The organism is Arcicella aurantiaca (genome assembly GCF_003148625.1).
GTDB lineage: Bacteria > Bacteroidota > Bacteroidia > Cytophagales > Spirosomataceae > Arcicella > Arcicella aurantiaca.
Map to the genome: position 1 here is coordinate 46,997 of NZ_QGGO01000025.1, position 24,207 is coordinate 71,203.

Annotated in this window: 22 protein-coding genes and 1 tRNA gene; 14 read left to right on the forward strand and 9 right to left on the reverse strand. The window is 33.8% G+C overall.

Annotation, left to right across the window (positions count from 1 at the left end):
• The first annotated feature begins 4 nt into the window (after window positions 1–4).
• Complete coding sequence (locus tag LV89_RS18825; RefSeq protein WP_109744471.1) at window positions 5–1,549, forward strand: GH3 family acyl-acid amido synthetase; 1,545 nt, start codon at window positions 5–7, stop codon at window positions 1,547–1,549.
• Window positions 1,550–1,740: 191 nt separating this feature from the next.
• Here the strand turns inward: LV89_RS18825 and LV89_RS18830 are convergent, their stop codons facing one another.
• Window positions 1,741–2,352 carry a LysE family translocator gene (locus LV89_RS18830; protein ID WP_109744472.1) on the reverse strand — a complete coding sequence of 204 codons (612 nt, stop codon included), beginning with the start codon at window positions 2,350–2,352 and terminating at the stop codon, window positions 1,741–1,743.
• Window positions 2,353–2,453: 101 nt separating this feature from the next.
• Window positions 2,454–3,002, reverse strand: a complete 549-nt coding sequence (locus LV89_RS18835) for an NUDIX domain-containing protein (protein WP_109744516.1) — start codon at window positions 3,000–3,002, stop codon at window positions 2,454–2,456.
• A 108-nt stretch (window positions 3,003–3,110) separates the two neighbouring features.
• Between LV89_RS18835 and LV89_RS18840 the strand changes: the two genes are divergently transcribed.
• Entirely contained in the window at window positions 3,111–4,148 is a 1,038-nt protein-coding gene (locus tag LV89_RS18840; protein ID WP_229201552.1) for a cation diffusion facilitator family transporter, read from the forward strand.
• Window positions 4,149–4,157: 9 nt separating this feature from the next.
• Window positions 4,158–5,861, forward strand: coding sequence for a 2-succinyl-5-enolpyruvyl-6-hydroxy-3-cyclohexene-1-carboxylic-acid synthase (menD, locus tag LV89_RS18845; protein ID WP_109744473.1), 1,704 nt, complete (start codon window positions 4,158–4,160; stop codon window positions 5,859–5,861).
• Window positions 5,862–5,971: 110 nt separating this feature from the next.
• On the opposite strand, the gene LV89_RS18850 is transcribed toward menD, so the two are convergent.
• Together LV89_RS18850 and LV89_RS18855 are read right to left on the reverse strand one after the other, a co-directional pair.
• Window positions 5,972–6,538: a YceI family protein gene (locus tag LV89_RS18850; RefSeq protein ID WP_109744474.1), complete on the reverse strand. Its 567-nt coding sequence runs from the start codon at window positions 6,536–6,538 to the stop codon at window positions 5,972–5,974.
• Between the two features lie 171 nt (window positions 6,539–6,709).
• Complete coding sequence (locus LV89_RS18855) at window positions 6,710–7,597, reverse strand: tetratricopeptide repeat protein (protein ID WP_109744475.1); 888 nt, start codon at window positions 7,595–7,597, stop codon at window positions 6,710–6,712.
• 36 nt (window positions 7,598–7,633) lie between these two features.
• On the opposite strand from LV89_RS18855, the gene LV89_RS18860 reads away from it, so the two are divergent.
• The 3 genes from LV89_RS18860 (at window position 7,634) to LV89_RS18870 (ending at window position 8,790) form a co-directional block, all read left to right on the forward strand.
• Window positions 7,634–7,951: an Mpo1-like protein gene (locus LV89_RS18860; protein WP_109744476.1), complete on the forward strand. Its 318-nt coding sequence runs from the start codon at window positions 7,634–7,636 to the stop codon at window positions 7,949–7,951.
• Window positions 7,952–8,018: 67 nt separating this feature from the next.
• Window positions 8,019–8,462, forward strand: coding sequence for a peptidylprolyl isomerase (locus tag LV89_RS18865; protein ID WP_109744477.1), 444 nt, complete (start codon window positions 8,019–8,021; stop codon window positions 8,460–8,462).
• Window positions 8,463–8,556: 94 nt separating this feature from the next.
• On the forward strand, window positions 8,557–8,790 hold the full coding sequence (locus LV89_RS18870; protein WP_229201553.1) for a hypothetical protein: 234 nt from the start codon (window positions 8,557–8,559) through the stop codon (window positions 8,788–8,790).
• A 90-nt stretch (window positions 8,791–8,880) separates the two neighbouring features.
• On the opposite strand, the gene LV89_RS18875 is transcribed toward LV89_RS18870, so the two are convergent.
• Window positions 8,881–9,693, reverse strand: coding sequence for an SDR family oxidoreductase (locus LV89_RS18875; protein ID WP_109744478.1), 813 nt, complete (start codon window positions 9,691–9,693; stop codon window positions 8,881–8,883).
• Between the two features lie 176 nt (window positions 9,694–9,869).
• Between LV89_RS18875 and rlmD the strand changes: the two genes are divergently transcribed.
• Entirely contained in the window at window positions 9,870–11,282 is a 1,413-nt protein-coding gene (gene rlmD / locus LV89_RS18880) for a 23S rRNA (uracil(1939)-C(5))-methyltransferase RlmD (protein WP_109744479.1), read from the forward strand.
• 141 nt (window positions 11,283–11,423) lie between these two features.
• Here the strand turns inward: rlmD and LV89_RS18885 are convergent.
• Window positions 11,424–11,497, reverse strand: a tRNA-Met gene (locus tag LV89_RS18885).
• Window positions 11,498–11,839: 342 nt separating this feature from the next.
• On the opposite strand from LV89_RS18885, the gene LV89_RS18890 reads away from it, so the two are divergent.
• From LV89_RS18890 to LV89_RS18910, 5 genes are all read left to right on the forward strand, one after another.
• On the forward strand, window positions 11,840–12,232 hold the full coding sequence (locus LV89_RS18890; RefSeq protein ID WP_109744519.1) for an START-like domain-containing protein: 393 nt from the start codon (window positions 11,840–11,842) through the stop codon (window positions 12,230–12,232).
• Window positions 12,233–12,339: 107 nt separating this feature from the next.
• Window positions 12,340–13,851: an LptF/LptG family permease gene (locus tag LV89_RS18895; RefSeq protein ID WP_229201554.1), complete on the forward strand. Its 1,512-nt coding sequence runs from the start codon at window positions 12,340–12,342 to the stop codon at window positions 13,849–13,851.
• 56 nt (window positions 13,852–13,907) lie between these two features.
• A complete protein-coding gene (rpsO, locus tag LV89_RS18900; RefSeq protein WP_109744480.1) occupies window positions 13,908–14,183 on the forward strand; it encodes a 30S ribosomal protein S15 in 276 nt (91 codons plus the stop codon).
• 210 nt (window positions 14,184–14,393) lie between these two features.
• The gene (gene pnp, locus LV89_RS18905; protein WP_109744481.1) at window positions 14,394–16,523 is read left to right on the forward strand and encodes a polyribonucleotide nucleotidyltransferase; all 2,130 of its coding nucleotides are present in this window, start codon (window positions 14,394–14,396) and stop codon (window positions 16,521–16,523) included.
• Window positions 16,524–16,703: 180 nt separating this feature from the next.
• Window positions 16,704–17,567, forward strand: a complete 864-nt coding sequence (locus LV89_RS18910) for a sigma-70 family RNA polymerase sigma factor (protein WP_109744482.1) — start codon at window positions 16,704–16,706, stop codon at window positions 17,565–17,567.
• Window positions 17,568–17,643: 76 nt separating this feature from the next.
• Here LV89_RS18910 and LV89_RS18915 read toward each other — a convergent pair whose 3' ends face one another.
• Window positions 17,644–20,355, reverse strand: a complete 2,712-nt coding sequence (locus LV89_RS18915; protein WP_109744483.1) for an exo-rhamnogalacturonan lyase family protein — start codon at window positions 20,353–20,355, stop codon at window positions 17,644–17,646.
• A gap of 244 nt (window positions 20,356–20,599) precedes the next feature.
• Between LV89_RS18915 and LV89_RS18920 the strand changes: the two genes are divergently transcribed.
• Window positions 20,600–21,214: a DUF6250 domain-containing protein gene (locus tag LV89_RS18920; protein WP_109744484.1), complete on the forward strand. Its 615-nt coding sequence runs from the start codon at window positions 20,600–20,602 to the stop codon at window positions 21,212–21,214.
• A gap of 368 nt (window positions 21,215–21,582) precedes the next feature.
• Here LV89_RS18920 and LV89_RS18925 read toward each other — a convergent pair whose 3' ends face one another.
• Together LV89_RS18925 and LV89_RS18930 are read right to left on the reverse strand one after the other, a co-directional pair.
• A complete protein-coding gene (locus tag LV89_RS18925) occupies window positions 21,583–21,936 on the reverse strand; it encodes a hypothetical protein (RefSeq protein ID WP_109744485.1) in 354 nt (117 codons plus the stop codon).
• Window positions 21,933–22,133, reverse strand: coding sequence for a hypothetical protein (locus LV89_RS18930; RefSeq protein ID WP_109744486.1), 201 nt, complete (start codon window positions 22,131–22,133; stop codon window positions 21,933–21,935). Before LV89_RS18930 ends, LV89_RS18925 begins: the two co-directional genes overlap by 4 nt.
• 168 nt (window positions 22,134–22,301) lie before the next feature.
• Between LV89_RS18930 and LV89_RS18935 the strand changes: the two genes are divergently transcribed.
• Complete coding sequence (locus LV89_RS18935; protein WP_109744487.1) at window positions 22,302–24,191, forward strand: peptidase U32 family protein; 1,890 nt, start codon at window positions 22,302–22,304, stop codon at window positions 24,189–24,191.
• Window positions 24,192–24,207: the final 16 nt, after the last annotated feature.

Here is a 24,207-nt window from a genome sequence, read left to right on the forward strand (position 1 = left end):
CGCCATGGCAATAGTTGGAAATATTGTAAAAAGAGGAATTGGACTTTCGGGCTTAATGAAACGACCGAAGTCAAATTTGGCAAAAATTCAACGAAAAACGTTGGTCAAGTTATTAAATAAAGGACGTTTTACACAATTCGGAGAAGCCTTTGGTTTTGAAGATATTATGAATGCAGCCTTGTATTCGAGCGATAAAGAATTTTATACGAAATACAAAAAGCAAGTCCCCGTTTATGACTACAATAAGATGTATAAAGATTGGTGGCATAAAACCCTTGAAGGTGAAAAGAATGTTTCGTGGGTTGGTAGTATCAAGTATTTTGCCCTAAGTTCAGGCACATCGGAGGCTGCTTCCAAACATATTCCTGTTACCAAAGATATGGTAAAGGCAATTCACAGAACTTCAATTCGCCAAATTTTGGCTCTTTCTGCGTACAAAAACCTTCCTTCAAAACTATTTGAAAAAGGATATTTGATGTTGGGTGGAAGTACCAAATTGCAAGATAAAGGAGATTATTTTGAAGGTGATTTAAGTGGGATTACGGCTGGTAAAATCCCTTTTTGGTTTGAAAGATTTTATAAACCGGGAAAAAAAATTGCCGAAACAAAAGACTGGAGTGAAAAATTAGATAAAATTACCAAAAAAGCTAAAGATTGGGATATTGGATTTATCGTTGGTGTTCCTGCGTGGATTCAGATTTTAATGGAAAAAATTATCAAGGAATATAATGTTAAAAATATCCATGAAGTTTGGCCAAATTTAGAGATTTTTTGTCACGGAGGAGTAAGTTTTGAACCTTATAAACAAGGTTTTGAAAAACTTTTGGGTCGCCCAATCATCTATATTGAAACCTATTTGGCATCAGAAGGTTTCATGGCGTATCAAACTGCACCCGATACAGACATGGCTTTGGTGTTAAACAATGGCATTTTCTTTGAATTTATACCTTTTAATGAGGATAATTTCGATGATGATGGTGTAATGATTGAAAAACCAGAAACACTGATGATTGACGAAGTGGAAGAAGGAGTGGAGTATGCTCTTTTAATTTCTACGGTATCGGGTGCGTGGCGTTATTTAATTGGTGACACTATCAAATTTACCAATAAAAAGAAAGCCGAAATTGTAATAACAGGAAGAACAAAACACTTTTTAAGTCTTTGCGGAGAACATCTTTCAGTTGATAATATGAATAAAGCAATCGAGTTGGCTTGTAAAAAATTCGATATTGATATTAGAGAATTTACAGTGGTTGGAAAGAAAATGGATGGCACATTTGGGCATCATTGGTATGTTGGTACTGACGATGTTGTTGACACAAATGGCTTAATGAGTTTTATTGATGAAACGCTTTGTGAAATCAACGACGATTATCCCGTAGAGAGAAAACACGCTCTCAGAGAAGTAAAAATGGAGGTTTTGAAAACAAAAACCTTTTACCAATTTATGGAATCGAAAGGAAAAACTGGCGGACAAAACAAATTTCCAAGAGTTCTGAAAAATACAGTACAAATACAAGAGTGGGAAAATTATTTAGCAAATAATTAACGGAATTGTCAACTATTTGTCGCAGATAAATTTAGACCACAGATTGAGCTGATTTTACAGATTTACACTGGGGGACACAGTCTGGGACTCACAGTCAGATAAAATAAAGAAAAATCAGCGAAAATCAGTACAATCCGTTTCATCTGTGGGCTATCGTTTGTCATGTGACAAACCAATTATAGTTTCGATAATTAATTCCCGAATTGTTTCCAAAGTATCATAAGTCCTGAACCGATGAAAATTAAGCCAGCAACTTGATTGATTCGTCTCAGGACTTTTTTGGTTAATAATCGTTTCATTTTTTGTGCATAAAAAGCAATTAATGATTCGGCAATCATCGTTGCAATTAAACTGAAAAGAAAAAAAGCGATTCGTTCATTTAATGTTAAACCTTTGGCAACTAAATAGGCTGAAGTGGCAAAAACAGCCACATAATTGGAAGGATTGAGCAGATTTAAAAATAATCCAGAAGTGAAATAATAAAGAAATGACCCAAATTTTGAGGTTGGATACACTAATTGAGATTGTTGTTTGAACAAACTAATAAAACCAAGAATAAATAATAAACTCGCTCCGACAATCGAAATTACATCATCAAAATGCTTTAAATCAGGTAGTAAACTTGTTCCAAAAACGGCAAAGAACATTAATATCGAATCCGCTATGGTTACGCCCAAAGCAATTAAAACTCCCCTTTTGAAGCCATTGTCAATACTGGTTTGTATTAATCTGAAAAATGCAGGGCCAAACGTGAAGCATAAAATGAAACCGTAAAGAAATCCAAAAAATATTGCTTGAAACATAAGTAGAGATTAGGGGTTGGGATTTAGGCATTTCTTAAAATCGAAAATCAGACTTGTTGAAAAGTAGTGTTTTTCGACTAAATCTTAAATCCTTCGTAAATTTATATACCTTTTAAACGAGCAACTTTTAGAATTGTCGCTATGCTCAAAGAATCAGTAATCTCTGAATCCATAACCATTCTAACGGCTTCTTGTAAACTTACTTTTTTGAGAACTAATATTTCAGTATCATCAGGTTCAGCTTCTCCAAAAGTTAATTCTTCGGCTAAGTACATAAAACCAAATTCGTCTGTAACGGAATTAGAAGTATGTAATTTACCCAAATCTGTCCATTTTTGGGCAGTCATTCCTGTTTCTTCTTTCAACTCTCTTTTGGCTGCATCTAAGCTATCGCCATCCAATTTTCCGCCTCCCATTGGAATTTCCCAAGAATATTCCTCCAGAGTATAGCGATATTGCCCTACAAGCCAAGTATTATTATTTTCATCTAAAGGAAGAACTGCGGCTGCCTTTGTTTTGAAATGAGCAACCCCATAAATTCCTGCCTGACCATTTGGTTTAATCACCTCCTCATGTCTTACATTTACCCACGGGTTGTCATAAACCTCACGAGAAGAAACTTTTTTCCACGGATTTTCGTAAATATTCATTTTGCAAAGGTAAACAGAAGGTATGAATATTAAAATTTGAATTTCGTAACTTTGTGCTTCACTTTTGAAGTACGCCTCATCTATTGATTTTACACAAAATTTATACAAATGTTTAAAATTGGAAATATGGTTGAAGTTTCAAACGCAAACCCATTGATAAATACTTACCTAAAATACAAATGGATTTTTTTGTCATTTGTAGTGAGTACCCTATTAATGATTGCCAAATTTATAGCGTATTATGCCACCTATTCAAGTGCAATTTTAACAGATGCTTTGGAATCTATTATTAATGTTGTGGCAAGTGCATTTGCGTTTTATGCCATTTATTTAGCATCACAACCCAAAGATTTGAATCATCCGTATGGGCATGGGAAAATTGAATTTTTCTCGGCAGGTTTGGAGGGTGTTTTAATCGTATTAGCCAGTGTTTTTATTGTTTTTCATGCCACTGAAAGTCTTATTCATCCAACGCTTTTTAAAGATTTGAAAATTGGATTGTCCATAATTTCATTAGGCACAGTTATAAATTATATTTTAGGGTATTTTATTGAAATAGAGGGTGTTGTGAAAAAATCCCCAACGCTTATTGCAGATGGAAAACATTTGAAATTGGACGCTGTGAGTGGCTTAATTTTAGTGGCTGCCGTAATTTTGGTTTACCTCACAAATATTGTTTGGATTGATGGTGTTGCCTCTATCATCTTTGCCGTTTTTATGGCTTGGAATGGCATAAAAATCATTAGAAAATCAATTGGAGGTTTGATGGATGAAACCAATGAGGAAGTCTTAGAAAAAGTGGTCGATATATTAAAATCTAATCAAAAAAATGATTGGATTGATATGCACAATCTAAGAATTCAAGAATATGGTGCTGATATTCATATTGATGCACATTTGACATTGCCACGTTATTGGAATCTTGAAAAGGTGCATGATGTAGTTCATGAATTTGAAGATATTATTGGCGAAAGTTTTAATTCCGCCGTTGAAATTTTCATTCATACCGACCCATGTTTGCCAGAATGTTGTCATTATTGTAAAATTGAAAATTGCCCAATCCGACAAGTACCTAAAACAGTTGATATTGACTGGAATAAGGTTAATTTGTCGTTAAATCAAAAACATTTTCTTGAAAATGTATAAACCTTACTTATGCTACTTCAACCCATTGTCAATTTCATCAATATTTTAGCTAAAAAAGGCGTTAAAAATGCGATTATTTCTCCGGGTTCGAGAAATGCACCGCTAACGATTGCCTTGGTACGTCATCCCGATATTGAAACAAAATCTATTTCTGACGAACGTTCTGCGGCATTTATTGCCTTAGGTATGGCTCAAAACCTTAAAGAACCTGTGGCAATATGTTGTACTTCTGGTTCTGCGGCTTACAATTATGCACCAGCCGTTGCTGAGGCTTTTTTTCAAGAAATACCATTGATTATTTTAACTGCCGACCGTCCCAAAGAATGGATTCATCAAAATGATGGGCAAACGATTTATCAAACGGATATTTTTGGAAAACACGTTAAAAAAAGCTTTGAAATTGGTGCGGATTATTCACATTCTGATGCAGTTTGGCAAATAGAAAGAACAATTAATGATGCCGTAAATCTTGCTAATATAGAACCTTGTGGCCCTGTTCACATTAATATTCCTTTACGTGAGCCATTCTATCCTGCTGAAAATGAGGAGATTAGTTTTAATGTAAATTCAAGAGTAATTGAAATTGTTAGGAGTGAAAGAACTTTATCTAAAGAAAGTTGGCATCAACTTTTAACGCAATTTCAAGACTATGATAATATTCTAATTGCAGGAGGGCAGTCCGACAAAAATGATAATTTAGCATCAGTTTTAAATAAACTTCAGGACGAATTTCAAATAGTTTGTATTGGTGATTCTATTTCAAACATGGGGTTTGAGGCAATTTCAAAACATGATTTATTTCTAAAAGTTGATGCTGAAAACCTTAAACCTGATTTATTAATTACTTATGGGAAATCATTTATTTCGAAAGGATTAAAGACATTTTTGAGAAAAAATAAGGCAATTGAACATTGGCATTTACAGATTGGCGACCATTTAATTGATACGTTTCAATCTGTTACAAAAATTATTCCTCTACAACCAATCGATTTTTTTACAAAACTTTACGAAGATTTAGATTTCGAACAATTTAGAAATGGTGAAGAAGAAAGAAATGAAAGTTTTAAAAAAGAATGGTTTAATCTTGAACAGAAAGCAAATATTTATCTTGAACGTTTCTTTCAAAATGAACCTCAAAATTTTAATGAATTCTTTGCTATAAAATATTTAATGGATGCTTTACCTGCTAATTGTCAATTACATTTAGCAAACTCAATGTCTGTTCGATATGCCAATTACATAGGAGTTAATCCTAAAAAGAATATAGAAGTTTTTGCTAATCGTGGTACAAGTGGCATTGATGGTTGTGTGAGTACAGCTGTTGGTGCAGCTTTGAGTACCGATAAATTGGTATTTTTATTAGTGGGCGATGTGGCGTTTTTCTATGATAGAAATGGTCTTTGGAATCGATATTTACCTAAAAATCTGAGAATAATTTTATTGAATAATCATGGTGGAGGTATTTTCAGAATGATTGATGGGCCAAGTAAGCAACCAGAATTGAACGATTATTTTGAAACTCTCCAAACGATGAATGCTCAAAATACTGCACTTGATGCTGAGGTAGAATATCTTAAAGTGATTAATTACAGTGAGTTAATAAATCAATCAGTTTTGTTTTTAGACATTGAAGGGAAATCGAAAATCTTAGAAATAGAAACTAATTCGAAGATTAATACAGAAGTATTCAAAGAGTTTAAGACCAATTTTTAGTTAAGACAAAAGAAGAGACCTGCCGTAAAACAGCAGGTCTTTCTCATTTCTTCAATTAAAAACACAATTTAAAGCTGTGTTTCTACTTGTTTGTATGGATGAAGTTTTAGTTATTCTTTACCGAATTCACCAACTGCTCTAACCTCGATATTTTCACTTACAACTGAATCTGGCATTCCACCAACGCCAAAGTCTGTACGTTTGATTGTTCCTGTCAATTTAAAGCCAGCGATAGGCTTTTGAGTTCTCATATTTTTACCGATACCACTTAATGTTAAATCAAATGAAACGGGTTTTGTAACGCCTTTCAAAGTTAAATTTCCATCTAATTTGAATTTTTTAGCGTCAATTTTCTTAATAGAAGTACTTTTGAAAGTGAAAGTAGGAAACTTTTCAGCATCAAACATATCTGGCTTTTTCAAATGACCATCACGCATTTCATTATCTGTAGAAATACTGCTAATGTCTGCTGTAAGGTCAAATACTGCATCAGAAAAATCATCTTTCGATGAAGTGATTGTTGCATCAAATTTCTTAAAATTACCATCAACTTCTGAAATAAGCAAATGGGTAACGGTAAAACCGATTTTTGAATGTGATTTATCTACATTCCATTTTTGAGCAAAAGATGATAATGAAGCCAACATTACCAATGATAAAATAGCGATTTTTTTCATTTCCGGATTTGGTTTGATTGTGAGAATAAGAGTTTAAAATTCATTTTTATGAATTACCCTACAAATTAAGTAGATATGTGTCGAATCGAACAATCTTAATAGACAATTTGGACTTTCTTTTCGACAACTCGGCTAATTTTTCAATGATTCCCACTAATCGCCATTTCACTTTTACTCTAAGTTTTTTGCTTTCTCAAAATTCTCGTTTGCTTTTGATTTGTCTCCTTTCAATTCAAAATAATGTCCTAAATTCTGATATGCTAAATAGTTTTTATCATCAAGTCGAATTGATTTTTCGATTAATTCTTTGGCAATATCTAATTTCCCTAAATTTAACAAAATCATTCCTTTGTTATTAATGTAGTAGGGTTGTGTAGGGTTTATTTTTAAAGCTGCATCAACATATTTTAGAGCCTCTTCAAACTTTTTTTCCTCAGCAAGAATATATGCAACGTTGTTTAGAGCAAAATCTTGTGCAGAATTTATCTCAATTGCTTTTAAAAAGTCTTTTTTTGCTAAATTATACTCTTTATTTTCAAAATAAATTACGCCATGATTGGTATAAGCCTCTGCATTTTTAGGATTTAGCTGAATTGCTTTTTCAAAATCCGCAGTTGCACCAGACAAATTTTGCAATTGTGTTTTAATATTTCCTCTACTAACGTAATAAAACGAAGAATCTTTAAATGGAATAGCAATTTTTTCTAAATCAGTCAATGCGTTTTGAAAATCGCCTCTCTGTGCAAGTGCTTCAGAACGGTTATAGTATGCTTCCCAATATTTTTTATCTAACTCAATCGCTTTGTCGAAATCTTTCAAAGCATCGTCCAGTTTATCAAATTTTTGATTTGCTAATCCTCTGTTGTTATAGGCATCTGCAAATTTGGGATTTTGCTTAATTGACTCATCAAACCAATGAATTGCTTCTTGGTATTCTTTATCCTTGAGTTTATAATTACCTCTTTTAAAGAATTTTATAGATTCTTCTGTTTTATCTGTCCCGCACGAGCCAAGAAAAACTACAATATTGAAAATGAATAAATATTTTGCTATTTTCACGAAATATACAAGTTTAATCTTTAAATAATTATAAAAATGAAAGATTTCAAAACTACAAATTTTGAGAGTTTAAAGGAGTTTTATCCATATTACTTAACAGAACATCAAAATTCGACATCAAAATTACTCCATTTTATTGGAACAGGTTTCATAATTCTCATTTTGATTTTTGCGTTAACGACTTCCACGTTTCAATATTTATGGTTTATTCCATTGGTTGGGTACGGTTTTGCTTGGGTTGGACATTTCTTTTTTGAGAAAAATAAACCTGCTACTTTCAAGCATCCTTTTTATAGTCTTGCCAGTGATTTTATCATGTTTTTTGATATTCTGAGAGGGAAAGTCAAAATTTGAACTATGACAAGAGGGCTTTTGTTCCTAATTTTGTAGAAAATATTGAGATTTTAAATACAATACAAAAATGATTAAAGCTGAAATGCTGACCGATAGAGGTCTAATGGTGATTGAATTTTATGAGCAAGATGCTCCAATTCACGTAAAAAACTTTGTAGATTTATCTAAAAAAGGATATTATGATGGTTTGACTTTTCACAGAGTTATTCCAAATTTCGTAATTCAAGGTGGTGACCCAACTGGGACTGGTGCTGGTGGTCCGGGTTATTCAATTCCTTGTGAATTAACTGGAAATAATCAATACCACGACCGTGGTGTATTGTCAATGGCTCATCGTGGACCAAACACTGGTGGTTCTCAATTCTTTATTTGTCATAGCCGTACTCAAACAGCTCACCTTGACCGTCGTCATACTTGTTTCGGAAAAGTTGTTGAAGGTTTGGAAGTAATTGATGCTATCCGTGAAGGTGACCATATTCAGAAAATTACGATTATTGAAGAAGTTGCGTAAAATAATTGTCAGGGGTTCAAATCTCAAAAGAAATTAATACATACTTTCTTTTGAGATTTGAACCCCTAAATCCTAACCCCCAATTTCTAAAAGCATGTATTTTATCGGTGAACTGACAGGCTCAAGTCCTGACATGAAGATTTCTTTATACAAATGGAACGCAAAGTTTTTTGTGAAATTTGAAACGGCTGATTTAGAGCAAGTTTACAAAATTTCAGAAATGGACGCTTCAGAAGATACTGTTAAAGAAATAATTGACGACGTATTTATTAAAAAAGTAATAAAACGTTTTCACGAAATGTATGAGGATATTGGGGAGTTATTGTAATTTGTCTAAACTATGATTTTTACGATTGCAAGATTTAAGGAATACCGTTTATCCAACAACTTTAAATCGTAAAAATCATAGTTCAAATTTTTACTGTTTAGCCAAAGGAGAATCTTTTTCCTTCGCCAAAGCATTATAAACTAATTTGTCAGCTAATTTAGGGAATAGCTTATTGATTAAAACTGCCATTTTTCCTTGTAAAGTCAAAATCATTCCTCTGTCACGATTTTTCACTGCCTTCAAAATTCTATCAGCTACTTCTTCCGACGCCATCATTTTGCCTTCGTCTCTCATCGAATCCCCTTTCGAACTTCCGTCTGCTCCCAAAGATGCAACTCTAATATTTGATGCCGTAAATCCGGGGCAAGCAGTCAATACATGAACACCTGTATGTAAAAGTTCAGTGCGTAAAGCCTCTAAAAAGCCATTCATCGCAAATTTAGACGCTGAATAGCCAGAACGTACAGGCAAGCCTCTATAACCCGCAATTGAAGAAACGCCTACAATCGAGCCTTTTGTAGCTTTGATGTACGGTAAGGCGTATTTGGTAGCGTAAACAGTTCCGTAGAAATTAATATCCATCAATGTTTTGATAACATTAAGGTCACAGTCTTCAAACATAGCACGCATTGAAATACCTGCATTATTTATCAGAATATCAATTTTTCCGAATTTATCAATCGTTTTTTGAACCATATCAGCGTTGTCAGATTCGATACTTACGTCTGAAACAATGGCTAAATTTTCGATACCTAATTTTGAAAGTTCTTGACTTACCTCTAACAAAGGGGCTTCTTTTCTACCTGTGATTACGATTTTTGCCCCTTCATTGCCAAATGAAAATGCTAAGGCTTTTCCGATACCTGAGGATGCTCCCGTGATAATTACGACTTTATCTTTCATAAAAGAGTTTTATGGTGGTTGAATATTTTACAAAATTCCTTCATTTTCCGAAAATTCATGCCTTTTTGTCAATAATAATTTTCTTACTACGTACTTTTGTGCTTTTATGTTACTGCGGTTTGTTCCGCTTATTTATTATATTTCATCGAACAAAGCTGTTCGTTTTACCCAATAGAATGAAAAAGAGAAGAAAAGAGAATATCATTTTTGAAAATATTTTAATTGAAGATTTTGCCTCAGAAGCAAAATGTTTAAGCAGAATTAATGACAAAGTTGTATTTATAGAAGGTCCAGTTGCCCCAGGTGATTATGCGGATTTACGAGTGATGAAATCCAAATCAAGTTTTATGGAGGCGGTTGCTTTTAATATTCGTCCACAGTCAAAATTTAGAACACAAACGATTTGTTCTCATTTCGGAACTTGCGGAGGTTGTAAATGGCAACACATTGACTATCAGGTACAATTGCAATTCAAAACTAAGCAAGTTACAGACGCTTTAGAAAGAATTGCCAAAGTTGATTTGCCTGAAATTAAACCAATTTTCCCTTCTGCCGAGACTTTCTATTACAGAAATAAATTAGAATATACTTTTTCTCAAAATCGTTGGTTAACGCAAGAACAAATAGATTCAGGTCAAGATTTTTCAAGAAATGCTTTGGGTTTTCATATTCCAAGACGTTATGACAAAATCTTAGACATTGACCATTGTTATTTACAACCAGACCCTTCAAATGCTATCAGGTTGGCTCTGAGAGATTTTACACAAGCAAACAACCTTGATTATTACGAGCAAATTCGTCAAGAAAAGGGAGCAATGCGAAACGTCGTTATCAGAACTGCCAATACAGGAGATTTAATGGTAATTGTACAATTTGCTTATTGTCAACCAGAAGATATTGACTTAGTAATGAATTATTTGGCTGAAAAATTTCCAGAAATTACTTCATTAAACTATGTTGTGAATACTAAAGGAAATGACACTTTCTTTGATTTAGAAGTGGTTAACTTTAAAGGCTTGCCATATATTGTTGAAGAAATGGAGGAGCTGAAATTTAGAGTTGGTCCAAAATCATTTTTTCAAACCAATTCAAAACAAGCATTTGAATTATACAAAATCACTCGTGATTATGCAGATTTAACAGGCGATGAATTTGTTTATGACCTTTATACAGGAACAGGAACAATTGCCAATTTCGTAGCACGTCAAGCTAAAAAAGTTATTGGATTAGAATATGTTGAAATGGCTGTGGAAGATGCCAGAATTAACTCTCAAATCAATAATATTACCAATACAGAGTTTTTTGCGGGAGATATGCGTAAGTTGTTAAGTTATGATTTTGTAAGCCAACATGGACGACCAGATACTGTAATTACCGACCCTCCACGTGCAGGAATGGACGAGCCAGTGGTAAGAACACTATTAGAAGCGGCTCCTAAAAGAATTGTTTACGTGAGTTGTAACCCAGCAACGCAAGCAAGAGATTTAGCACTCTTAGATGCAAAGTATGCAGTAACTGCCGTGCAACCAGTTGATATGTTCCCGCAGACCCATCATGTTGAAAACGTGGTAAGATTGGATTTGCGATAAAAAGTAGACTACAGATTTTACAGATTTACATAGATAAAGTTTTATAAAAATCAGTGTAAGTCTGTATCATCCGTAAAATCTGTGGTCTATTTAGAAGTCAAAAAAAAGCCCTTACTGAATTTTCAGCAAGGGCTTTATTAGTTGCGGGAAGCAGGATCGAACTGCCGACCTTAGGGTTATGAATCCTACGCTCTAACCATCTGAGCTATCCCGCAGTATTAATGTGGTGCAAAATTAAGAATTTTAATATTTCAAGACAAATGATTTTGACATTATTTTGAAAGTTTTTTGTTACTCATTGATAATCAATTACTTAAAAGGCGTGTTTTGTGAAAATATTTTTTTCGACAAATTAAATTATTTTAAGTCGTAACTAATTGATTTTCAATATAAAAGGCTTTTGTTTAGCACTTTAGTATTGTAAAAATAAAAAAAATGCTTGCGAATTTCTTTAACATTTATACCTTTGCCAAAAGAGAGTTTAACGACTTGGTTGCCTATGTATTTTGAAAAGAATGTTAATTGCCGATTCAGAATACGCTAAATCTTTTACAAATATGAGTAAACATAAATTTGTCGCAGAGTTTGAATTAAGAGCATCTCCAAAAGTGCTTTTCCCATACATAAGTTCAGCTTCGGGTATGCAGCAGTGGTTTGCAGAAAAAGTTACTTTGAAAGATAGTTCAACTTTTGATTTTCATTGGGATGGTGAAAGTCATATTGCTAAGCTTTCTCAATTACGTTTAAATAAATCAGCCAAGTTTGATTTTATTCCTTCAAGTTCTGATGAACGTGACCACAATTACCTCGAATTTAAAATGGAGGTTAGTGAGTTGACAGGTTCAACTTATTTGAAAATTGTTGATTATTCAGCTAATACAGATGATGAAGAATTGTCAGAGTTGTGGGAAGACTTAATATTCAAATTGAAAGAAATCGTCGGGAATTAAGAGTATTTAACTATTTAAAGAAATCAATTTCATGTATTTTTGCGTTGTAAATAACGCACGATGCTCGTGTTTCATACAGATTCACGAGCATTTTTATTGACCTTATTATGATTAAAAAAATTGATAAACTCATTCTGAAATCCTTTTGGCAACCCTTTGTGATGACATTGGCAGTTGTAATTTTTATTTTCTTAATGAGACTCATTGTAGCATACTTTGCTGATTTATTCGGTAAAGATTTAGGCGTAGAAGTGTATTTGAAGCTTTTTTTCTATTTCAGTTTAATAACCGTTCCAATTGCTCTGCCGCTTGCCATGCTTTTATCTACATTGATGACTTATGGAAAATTAGGAGAGTTTTTTGAACTAACAGCCATTAAAAGTGCGGGTATTTCTATTACAAGAGCCATGCAACCGATGTTTGTAGTAGCGGTGATAATAAGCATTTTTGCCTTTTGGTTTAATAATGTTGCTTTACCATGGGCGAATTTAAAGGGATATAGCCTTTTGTATGATATTAAAACAACTAAAACTACCTTGAATATTAAAGAAGGTATTTTCTACAATGATTTACCGGGTTATAGTATTAAAGTGGTGAAAAAGTACCCCGATAACAGGACGTTGAAAAATATCATCATTTTTGACCATACAAAGTCAGATGGCGACCGTCATGTTACCGTTGCTGATTCTGCCTTGATGTACACCATTATGAATAAACAATATCTGATTTTTGAATTGTTTAATGGGAACGATTACACTGAAGATGCCGACAAAACAGGGAATTCTAATCAAACCGACATGGCAACAAACTCCTTTACAAAAAGTAAAGTTATTATGAGTTTGTCGGCTTTTGATATGCACAAAACAGAAGAAGACCAGTTTAAACACCACCAAATAATGCGTGGGCTTTCAGAATTAGGAAGTGATTCTGATTCTCTAAAAAAATCTTATCAATTGATAAAAGATGGTTTTGTTCGTTCTGCACAAACTTATTATAGTTATGAACTAAAGTCTTTCCCCAAAAAACTATCTTCAGAGCAAAAACGTATTTTACAAAATAAAGGAAATTGGGTTGATTCATTAATAACTAAAAAGTTTGCCAAAAACTTAAATGCGAATCCTTATCAAAATATAGATTTTGCCATTTCTCAGGCAAGTAGTTTACAGTCATTCGCAGAATCAAGTCATACTTCTTTATTAGCTAAGGAAGAAGATTATGACAAAACAGATTTGGAATGGCATCATAAATTTACCAATGCGATTGCGGTATTCGTGATGTTTTTAATTGGAGCTCCTTTAGGGGGAATCATTAAAAAAGGAGGTTTTGGATTGCCGGTTGTAGTAGCCATTATTTTCTTTATCTTAATGTATGTGATGACTCAACAAGGAGATAAAGCAGCCAAAGAAAGTCGAGTAATTGTACAAGTAGGAGCGTGGATTTCTAATGTTGTTCTTTTTTTAATTGGTTTATATTTTTTAAATAAAGCTCGGAATGATTCAAGGTTGTTTGAATCCGATGTTTATGCGGTTTATTTCAATAAGTTTAAGGAAAAGATTGGGAAAACTAAATTTGGTTATTGGATTTTGAATAAATTTGGGATAAGACTTGCAAAAGGCTAAGAAAAACGCTATTTTTGCACGTTTTCATAATTATTAACAATTTAAACTGGTTGAAGATGTATTTAACTTCAGAAGTAAAACAAGGGATTTTCGAATCTCGTGGTCATGGGAAGTCAAAAATCGATACTGGTTCTGCTGAGTCGCAAATTGCGTTGTTCACTTTCAGAATCAATCATTTGACAGAACACTTAAAGAAAAACAAAAAAGATCACTCTACTCGTTTAGGTCTTTTAAAGTTAGTTGGTAAACGTAGAAGTTTGTTAGATTATCTAATCAAAACTGATATTTCTCGTTACCGTGCTATCATTGCTGAACTTGGCATCAGAAAATAGTATTTTCGGTAGGCAATTGTTTCAATTGCCTACTTTTTATTTCCTCTCTTTGGGTAATTCGTTAATTTATGATATTGTCAAACTTTCTTGCTCTAAACGACTACATGATAATTTAATGATTGACAAGAAAGAAATTAGCGAATCAAATCCACCAAAATCCTTCTACCATTAGTAGCATCTTTCTAAGTAGTAAGGTAAAATCAAAAAAATATGTCGTTTAACGTAATTACGAAAAAAATAACAATGCCCGATGGTAAAGAAGTTACCATCGAAACAGGCAAACTTGCAAAACAGGCGGATGGTTCTGTTGTTGTAAGAAGCGGAAATATGATGTTATTGGCAACGGTTGTTTCAAGCCCAGTAGCTAAAGAAGGAACAGACTTCTTGCCTTTATCTGTTGATTACCAAGAAAAATTTGCATCTGCTGGTAAAATTCCAGGAGGTTTTTTACGTCGTGAATCAAAACTGTCTGATTATGAAGTTTTGGTAAGCCGTTTGGTGGATAGAGCATTACGCCCAACATTCCCATCAGACTATCACGCAGATACACAAGTAGCAATCTCAATGATTTCTGCTGATACAGAAGTTGCTCCAGATGCCTTTGCTGGTTTGGCAGCAGCAGCAGCTTTAGCGGTTTCTGATATTCCTTTTAATGGACCAATTTCAGAAGTTCGTGTTGCTAAAATTAATGGTGAATTTATTGTCAATCCATTATATTCTCAAATTGATAGTGCTGAAATGGAATTAATCGTTGCTGCAAATGCAAACGATATTTTGATGGTAGAAGGCGAAATGCAAGAAGTATCTGAAGAAGATATGTTAACGGCATTGAGACTTGCACATGATGCTATCAAAATCCACTGTCAAGCGTTGGTTGAATTAACGGAAATGGTTGGAAAAACTGTTAAACGTGAATATAACCACGAAACACATGATGAAGAATTAAAGAAATTACTTTGGGATACTTATTTCGATAAATACTATGAAGTTGCTAAATTAGCAAATCCAAGTAAAAGTGGTCGTAGAGAGTCTTTCAAAGCAATTGAAGAAGAATATTTTGCAACTTTGCCAGAAGACACTACTGTTAGTAAAGCTTTGGCAAAATGGTATTTCCATGATATTGAAAAAGAAGCGGTTCGTCAAATGGTTCTTAACGAACGTTACCGTTTAGATGGTCGTAAATTAGACGAAATCCGTCAGATTACTTGTGAAGTTGATTACTTACCTTCTCCACATGGTTCAGCGGTATTTACTCGTGGTGAAACTCAATCATTAACTACGGTTACTTTGGGTACTAAAATGGACGAGCAAATTGTTGATTCAGCAATGCTTTCTGGTTACAATCGTTTTATGTTGCATTATAACTTCCCAGGTTTTTCAACTGGTGAAGTGAAGCCAAACAGAGGTCCTGGACGTCGTGAAATTGGTCATGGTAACTTAGCAATGCGTGCCATTAAAAAGGTATTACCTCCTGATTCTGAAAATCCATATACTATTCGTGTAGTTTCTGATATTCTTGAATCTAATGGTTCATCATCAATGGCAACAGTATGTGCTGGAACGTTAGCATTAATGGATGCAGGTATTAAAATCAAAGCTCCAGTTTCTGGTATTGCTATGGGTTTAATTTCTGACCCTAAAACTGGTAAATATGCGGTTCTTTCTGATATTTTAGGTGATGAAGACCATTTAGGAGACATGGACTTTAAAGTAACTGGTACTGAAAATGGTATCACTGCTTGTCAAATGGATATTAAAGTTGATGGTCTTTCTTACGATGTTTTGGTTGAAGCATTAAATCAAGCAAAACAAGGACGTTTGCATATTTTGGGTAAAATGAAAGAGGCAATTCCTACGCCAAGACCTGAGTTGAAACCACAAACACCAAGAGCGATGGTTATCAAAATCATGAAAGAGCAAATTGGTGCAGTAATCGGGCCTGGTGGAAAAGTTGTTCAAGATATTCAAAAACAATCTGGTGCAACGGTAACAATCGAAGAAAAACCAGATGGGGGATATGTTTCTATCTTCTCTGCTAACAAAGAGTCTATGGACAAAGCAGTTGGCATGGTAAAAGGTATTGTAATGATTCCAGAAGAAGGTGAAATCTATGACGGTGTTGTAAAATCAATTATGCCATTTGGTGCATTCGTTGAATTCTTACCGGGTAAAGATGGTTTACTTCATATCTCTGAAATCAAGTGGGAACGTCTTGAAACAGTTGAAGGAGTTCTTCAAATCGGTGAGCAAGTAAAAGTGAAATTGATTGAGGTTGATAAGAAAACTGGTAAATTCCGTCTTTCAAGAAAGGCTCTTTTACCTAAACCAGAAAAGAATTAGAACAAATCTTAAAACTTTTACGTTATTCTTTTAAGATATTCAATACCAAACGATTATAAAAAGTAGTTTTAATGCTTATATAATTGTTTGGTTTTGTGCCTAAGCGAATTAACGCTCGCTTTACACGGAATCCCACTTTTTTTACAACAGTAGAACGGTTTTGTTAACCAATTAAAAAATATGAGACAGCTAAAAATTAGTAAGCAGATTACTAACAGAGAAAGTCAATCTCTTGACAAGTATCTACAAGAAATCGGTAAGGTGGATTTGTTAACGCCAGAGGAGGAAGTTATTTTAGCTCAAAAAATACGTGATGGTGACCAGCTTTCATTAGAAAGACTTACAAAAGCAAACTTGCGTTTTGTGGTTTCTGTTGCTAAACAATATCAAAATCAAGGTCTTAGTTTAGGTGACCTCATCAATGAAGGAAATTTAGGTTTGATTAAAGCAGCACAACGCTTTGATGAAACTCGTGGTTTTAAATTTATTTCTTACGCTGTTTGGTGGATTCGTCAGTCAATTTTACAAGCTTTGGCTGAACAATCACGTATTGTACGTTTACCGTTAAACCGTGTAGGTTCTTTAAATAAAATCTCGAAAACGTTTTCAGAATTAGAACAGAAATTTGAACGTGAGCCAACTCCTGAAGAATTAGCTGAGGTTTTGGAAATTTCGACAGGTGAAGTTGTTGATACTTTGAAAATCTCTGGTCGTCACGTATCAATGGATGCTCCTTTTGTACAAGGTGAAGAAAACTCATTGTTAGACGTTTTAGAAAATGACGGAGAAGATAAGCCAGATTCTGGTTTGATTAACGATTCATTGCGTCGTGAGGTACAAAGAGCTTTGTCAACTTTAACTCAACGTGAAGCTGATGTAGTTACTTTATATTTCGGATTGAATGGAGAACACGCTATGACATTGGAAGAGATTGGTGAGAAATTTAATCTTACTCGTGAACGTGTACGTCAGATTAAAGAAAAAGCAATTCGTCGTTTACGTCATACTTCAAGAAGTAAGGCTTTGAAGACTTATTTAGGATAGATTTTTTGAGTATAATAGAAAAAGCCTCCGCAAAATTTATTTGCAGAGGCTTTTTTATTGGTCGAGATTAACAATTTTAATCTAAATCTTTACCCACGAAAGCCAAACATTGCATCGCTGCCAAACTCCATTGAGCTACGGCATTAGTAGAAATTGATACGCCCTCTTCAATCGGATTAAGTACAATTGGTGGTTCAATCTTTTTGATTTGCATAGACGGTTTTTTAATACCGCCTTCACCTGCATAAAATTCTTTCCAAGCTCTTTGTGCTAAAACTGAATTTTTATTTCGTTTTGCTGCAAATGCCGTTAATTTAGCATGACCTTGCTGTAAATTTAATTTAGAAAGAGCTTCTCCCATAGCGGCTTTTTGTTCTTCGGCAGTTCCATTGTATAATTGACAATATTGTAACCAAGCTTTCTCGAAAATTGGCATATCCACAGTTTCTATGAGTTCAGCACAAATTTCTGCTAAGCCAAAGGCTGCACTTAAATGTGAAACAGAAATTTTAGTTGGATTTTCTAACTGAAATTTGCCCGTAGATAAATCCATAATTGCCCCACCTGTGAAAAAACCATGTGGTTGTTCAGCGATGGTACGCATACTGTTTAATAGTTTCTCTTTTATTTTGGGATTTTCAGTGCGTTCCCATTCTGTAAACCATGCAGATGATAAAGCTCCCCAATCTGTTCCAAAAGAGATACTTGCTAATTCGGAAGTAGCGGTATTTTCTGCTGCAATTTGCCCAATTTTTCTTCCAGGAACGATATTTCTGAGTGTTTTATCAGCGTTTACTTGTTCTCTCATTAAATCTCCGACTCTTTCGTCGGCAGTGAGATAATAGTAAAAACGACGGTTAGCTGCCGTACTGATGCGTAATTGTTTGGCTGAACATCCCCAATGTTGAACATTATGACGAGAACCTAAAGGACTGAATCGACCAATATGATGTACGTCAACTTCACCTGTGTGGCGTGTCATAGCTTCTGCCATTCTGAAAACATCATTTCTACCCGTTTTCAAAAAGTAATACCACAACCATAAATCCGTTGATAACTCCGAATTATCCCAAGCAAAACCGCCCACATCATATCTCCAAACATGGCGGTCGTGGTCATACGTGTGCATGACATCGCCAAAATTCCAGAATCCGTACCATTTTTGTTGGTCAATTTGTTTTTTATAATAATCGAAATAAAAATCTAATTGGTTTTCAATCTCAGTTTTTTTCGGGCTTGACTTGTCTGAAAGGGCAAATCCACTACCAAAAATCCCTACTTTAGATAAATATTCAGAGCTGGCAACGATAAGCGGAGGATGCTGAATTTGCTCAGAAATATCTAAAAGTAATGCTTTAGAAGGTGTTTCTGCTAATGCCCAAATTTGTAATTCGCTGGTGCGAGCTACGCCAAAAGGTCGCCCAAATTCGGGTTCATAGTCTTCATAAGTAATATCCAAAGCGTCTAATTGTTTAGCATAAGTATCTTGTCCCATGCCGTCGTGGTAAACACGTAAATCCATTGCAGAGGATTTAGGAGCCCAAAGCCACATCGTGATTTCGCCTAAATCGGTGTGAGCATTTTTGATATCCAATTGTGCAGGATGACTTTGCCAAAAATTACGAATACCAAAAGCAAGTCCACCTTTGGGAGTACCTAAATAACCTGTTCCATTGGCACGTCCACCAAAAGCAGACTGTAACCAAGAATGCCCATTTTTTGTACGTTTTTGTATTTCAAAGGCATCTGGTGTGCTTTGGAAAAGGGTATAATCGCCAAAAGCAGGAATATATTTTATATTTTTAAGGACATTTTCTGGAATCTGAGTCACTGATTTTCCTGCTAATTGTGCATCTAAAGCAGTTCTCCCAGCATCTCTACGTAAACCTGTTAATCCTTGTACGCTTTCTGCAAAAATACCTTTATTTTCGCCTACAAATCTGATATGACGGTCATATAAAGCCTCTTTCAAAGGCACAGAAAAGCGAATACCCAATCCTTTTACAAAATCTTTATTTTCGTCTCCATCATAAATAATGGTATGAATGATACGAATTGATTCAGTTTCTGCATAAAAATATAAGCGAATAATAAAAGGCAATAACTTTTTATTAGCCGTGTTTTCATGCGAACCTTCAATTTTGATTACAGCCCTAATTTCACCCGATTGTTCAACAGAAATTTTGTTGATTTTACCCTCAAAACTTTCAATTTTGAAAGATTCTGATTGGTCAACATTATCTTGGACGGATAAGACTAATTTGCCATTTTGAGCAACAACTTGTCCATTATTACTTAAAGTTTTAATGATAGTCTGTCCACTTTTGTTGATTTCACATTGTATTTTGCCCGTATCAATTTTAATACTTGTTTCTGATTCTTGAACAGATAAAGCTTGCTTAGGTTTTATAGATTTCCCAATGCTTATTTGTAAGTTATCCGATAAATTTTCATGCGAAGAAACGGCATGAGCAGTCCATTTTAGACTACCATCTGGCCAAAATGCCAAAGGCCAAGTTTGAGTAGGAATAGCTTTATTATTGCTTGTAAGCGTAAAATCTGTTCCTTTTTTAATTTGTCCTTTTGCCCAAGGTACACCCCAAGTAGTACCAGTAAATAAGGCAGATTTTTGTTTATCTAACCAATTTAACGGCACAATTCCAGTAGGAGGTAAAGTTGTTTTTTGACCAATATTATTTGCAAAAGTTGAAGCCAAAGGTAAACTCGTGATAGCCATTGCTGAGTTTTTTACAAATGCTCTACGAGTAAAAGAAAAGGGAGATTTCATATTTTATCTTGGAAATATATGTTTAGTCGATAATAGCTTTAAAAGCATTTTTAACCATATTTTTACCCTATTCTTATGAAAATAGTATTAATTAATCATCAATGATTTGAATAGGATTTTAGACATACAGATTTGATTTCCTGAGAATTCATCATTAAAATTTATCCTTAAAATGAAAATATTGAGAGTAATTTGCCTTTGTACAATTATCGGGTTTATTGGTTCATGTATTGGTCAAAATAGAATGAAAAATATTCTTTTTAAAGAAGATTTTTACACTCCGTTAAATACCCAAAAATGGATTGCAGAAATAGAACCATTGCCTAATTCAAAGGTTTTTACACAAGAAAATAAACTAATCTTAGATACCAAAGGAGGGGTAACGGTTTGGTATAATCAGGTTTTAACGGGCAATTATGAGATTTTATTTAAACGAAAAATAATTGTTGCTGATGGGAAAAATGACCGTTTGTCGGACTTAAACGTGTTTTGGTTGGCAGAAACTCCCAATAATACCAATTTATTTACTCGAACAGGAAAATTTGAAGATTATGATTCTCTAAATATGTATTACGTTGGTATGGGCGGAAATACCAACACCACCACTCGATTTAGAAAATATGAAGCCAATACGCAAAGAAAACTTTTGGCAGAGAAAAACGAAGCGAAATATTTGTTAAAGCCCAATCATGAATATCAAATTAAAATTATTGTAAAGGATAAAATAACGAGTTTTTGGGTTGATGGGGAGAAGTTTTTTGAAGCAAATGATGAACATTTTCCAAGTAAATCATATTTTGGCTTTCGTTCTACATTTTCACATCAAGAGATTTGGGATTTTAAGGTTTTGCGGCTTTAAAAAGATTTTAAGGTATTTTAGAATTATTTTCGTTTAATATTTTCTTTCCAAATACTCAGAAGGCAAAAGCTCACAAATGAGGTTACACACATACCTCCAAAGAAAACATTGGTACTTCTTGGAATATTATGCCCGCTACCATTTGCCACTAAGAATGTAAATGTAAAAAACAAAATTAAAATTATACAAATTGCTTGAAGGCAGATTATTATGGTGTATATATAGTCCTTCATTTTTTTGATTTACTTAAAGAAGAACTTATTTCAATAAATTCATTTTTTGATTTTTCCTCAAATCCCAGTAAAATCATTAACTCCCCAAATGCTTTTACCGTCTTTGGATTGTCAATTACAACCTCATATATTTTTTTAGACTTCATGAAATACAGAATTTATAATTTTAGATTTTATTCTATCAAAGTACTCTCCTTTTAAGAAAGTGTTAGAGCGTTTGGTAACATCATCCATAGTAAATATTTGCATAAAGTGAGTTGCAAAATATCCTTCTTTCGTTGATGATTTTGTTAACCATGTTGGCTCAATTCTTATCGTATATTTGGGCAAAATATTCTTAGTCGTCATTAAAACGCCGTAAAATATTTCTTCTTCTTCGAAAAGTTCTGTGGTCGATACTACTAAAACAGGGTGTGGTTTAAAAACATCTTCATTTGGAAAGAAAAAATTAGCTTCAATGATTTCAAGAGGAGAAATTTTACCTATCATAAATTTTGTAGAGTTTTACCAAGCATTTGAGGTCGTCTATTTTTAATCATTGAACGAAAATCTTTTACCGTCAATTCTTTTTTTTCTGATTCCTCTTCTTGCACATTAATCTCATTAAAGGTATAATTTCCTGCGATTAGGATTTTATTAATTAACTCGATTTTTTTTGCTGAAATGGCATGTATTTTAATTGTCATAATCTTAAATTTTATAATTACGTATAAGAAAATTAATTTGTCCAATAATAAAATTTTACTTGTCTTAAATCAGCTTATATATTATTACAAATTTATCCAATTCAAAGGAGAAAGCAAGTATTTACTGATAATTCCGTAATTTTGTACCTTATTACAAATAATTACAAAATGAAAAAGAAAGTTGAAATTCTTGCCCCTGCTAAAAACCTTTTCCAAGGGATGGCTGCCATTAATGCGGGTGCAGATGCTGTATATATTGGAGCTCCGCAATTTGGAGCAAGAACTAATGCTGCCAATTCTATTGAGGATATTGCTGAAATGGTAAAATATGCTCACTTGTTTAAGGCTCAAGTTTTTGTGGTAATTAACACAATTTTGTATGATAATGAGTTAGATGCGTGTAAAAAACTAATTTATCAATTGTATGATATTGGCGTTGATGCCCTAATTATTCAGGATATGGCAATTATGGAGATGGATTTACCTCCAATTGTTATCCATGCAAGTACACAAGCGAATAATAGAGACGCCAATCATGTAAAATTCTTGAAAGATGCAGGAATGAAACGTGTGGTATTAGCAAGAGAATTAAATTTAGACCAAGTTCGTGAAATTAGTGAAGCAACCGACGTTGAATTGGAATTCTTCGTTTCGGGTGCTTTGTGCGTTGCTTTTAGTGGAAACTGTTACATGAGTGTTGCTAATGGTGAACGTAGTGCAAATAGAGGTTCTTGTGCCCAAAATTGCCGTTTGCCCTATCAATTAATTGATGGAACGGGTAAAACGTTAATTGCTAATAGCCATTTATTGTCAATTAAGGATTTAGACTTGAGTGACCAATTACCCAATTTAATTGAAGCAGGTGTTACGTCTTTTAAAATAGAAGGGCGTTTGAAAGATATTGTTTACGTAAAAAATAATACGTCTTATTTGCGTAAAAAATTGGATAGCTTCTTGGAAGGCAATGAGAAATTTGAAAAAGCATCTTCGGGAAGAACTTTTTACAATTTTGAGCCAGAAATGGATAGAAGTTTTAATAGAGGTTATACCGATTATTTTGTCAATAAACGTAAAGAAAAAATTGGTTCGTGGGAAAGTCCAAAATCGCAAGGACAATTGATTGGTAAGTTATTGGAAGTGAAAGCAAACGGCTATGTTATTGAGAATTACGAAAAACTTAATAATGGAGATGGATTGTATTTTATCAATGAAAATGGCGAACCAGACGGAGCTCAAATTAATATCATTGTAAATGATGTAGTCGTTCCAAATACATTCAAATCGTTGCCACTTGGAACAGTCATTTATAGAAATTCTGATGCCGAATTCAATAAAATGGTTGAAAAGGAAAACAGTGCGGTTCGTAAAATTGGCGTTTCTTTGAAATTTACAGAAACAGCAAATGGTTTCCAATTATTAGTTACTGACGAAGACGGACATCAAAGTGTACAAAGTTTTGAGACAGTTAAAGAATTGGCTAAAAGTGCAGAATCAGTTATCCCGAATATTAAAAAGAATCTTGCCAAAACAGGAAATACGCCATTTGTAGTTGATAATGTGGAGGTAGAATTGTCGGAAAATTGGTTTTTGCCAATCTCAAAAATCAACGAAATTCGTCGTGAAGCGTTAGAACAATTAGTTGATATTCGTGTGAGAGATTATCACAGAGAAGAATTCCAAATAACAAAAACAGAGCATCCTTATCCTGTTCAAAAACTTGATTTTATGTACAATGTGTCGAATAAAATGGCAAGAGCATTTTATAAGCGTCACGGAGTTACTGAAATTGAAAAGGCTTTTGAATTGCAATGGGACCCGGGAAAAGCACGTGTAATGACCACGAAATATTGCGTAAAATATGAATTAGGTAAATGTGCAAGGTTTCAACGTGATACAATGGGAGAGAAATTAGTAGAACCTTTGACATTGAAGCACGGAGAAAATGAATACAAACTTAAATTCAACTGTAAACCGTGTGAAATGGAAATTTGGGAAAAAGATGCGGAGTTAGAATACGAAGATGAAGACGAACAATTAGGATATATTAGAAAGTGGTAATTTAACATACAATTCC

Coding starts and splice junctions, on each gene's coding strand:
- LV89_RS18935 (WP_109744487.1), top strand. CDS start 22,302: ATGAAAAAGAAAGTTGAAATTCTTGCCCCTGCTAAAAACCTTTTCCAA.
- LV89_RS18890 (WP_109744519.1), top strand. CDS start 11,840: ATGAGTAAACATAAATTTGTCGCAGAGTTTGAATTAAGAGCATCTCCA.
- LV89_RS18870 (WP_229201553.1), top strand. CDS start 8,557: ATGTATTTTATCGGTGAACTGACAGGCTCAAGTCCTGACATGAAGATT.
- LV89_RS18850 (WP_109744474.1), bottom strand. CDS start 6,538: ATGAAAAAAATCGCTATTTTATCATTGGTAATGTTGGCTTCATTATCA.
- LV89_RS18925 (WP_109744485.1), bottom strand. CDS start 21,936: ATGATAGGTAAAATTTCTCCTCTTGAAATCATTGAAGCTAATTTTTTC.
- LV89_RS18910 (WP_109744482.1), top strand. CDS start 16,704: ATGAGACAGCTAAAAATTAGTAAGCAGATTACTAACAGAGAAAGTCAA.
- LV89_RS18920 (WP_109744484.1), top strand. CDS start 20,600: ATGAAAAATATTCTTTTTAAAGAAGATTTTTACACTCCGTTAAATACC.
- LV89_RS18830 (WP_109744472.1), bottom strand. CDS start 2,352: ATGTTTCAAGCAATATTTTTTGGATTTCTTTACGGTTTCATTTTATGC.
- LV89_RS18825 (WP_109744471.1), top strand. CDS start 5: ATGGCAATAGTTGGAAATATTGTAAAAAGAGGAATTGGACTTTCGGGC.
- LV89_RS18875 (WP_109744478.1), bottom strand. CDS start 9,693: ATGAAAGATAAAGTCGTAATTATCACGGGAGCATCCTCAGGTATCGGA.
- pnp (WP_109744481.1), top strand. CDS start 14,394: ATGTCGTTTAACGTAATTACGAAAAAAATAACAATGCCCGATGGTAAA.
- LV89_RS18860 (WP_109744476.1), top strand. CDS start 7,634: ATGAAAGATTTCAAAACTACAAATTTTGAGAGTTTAAAGGAGTTTTAT.
- LV89_RS18895 (WP_229201554.1), top strand. CDS start 12,340: ATGATTAAAAAAATTGATAAACTCATTCTGAAATCCTTTTGGCAACCC.
- LV89_RS18930 (WP_109744486.1), bottom strand. CDS start 22,133: ATGACAATTAAAATACATGCCATTTCAGCAAAAAAAATCGAGTTAATT.
- menD (WP_109744473.1), top strand. CDS start 4,158: ATGCTACTTCAACCCATTGTCAATTTCATCAATATTTTAGCTAAAAAA.
- LV89_RS18835 (WP_109744516.1), bottom strand. CDS start 3,002: ATGAATATTTACGAAAATCCGTGGAAAAAAGTTTCTTCTCGTGAGGTT.
- rpsO (WP_109744480.1), top strand. CDS start 13,908: ATGTATTTAACTTCAGAAGTAAAACAAGGGATTTTCGAATCTCGTGGT.
- rlmD (WP_109744479.1), top strand. CDS start 9,870: ATGAAAAAGAGAAGAAAAGAGAATATCATTTTTGAAAATATTTTAATT.
- LV89_RS18840 (WP_229201552.1), top strand. CDS start 3,111: ATGTTTAAAATTGGAAATATGGTTGAAGTTTCAAACGCAAACCCATTG.
- LV89_RS18865 (WP_109744477.1), top strand. CDS start 8,019: ATGATTAAAGCTGAAATGCTGACCGATAGAGGTCTAATGGTGATTGAA.
- LV89_RS18915 (WP_109744483.1), bottom strand. CDS start 20,355: ATGAAATCTCCCTTTTCTTTTACTCGTAGAGCATTTGTAAAAAACTCA.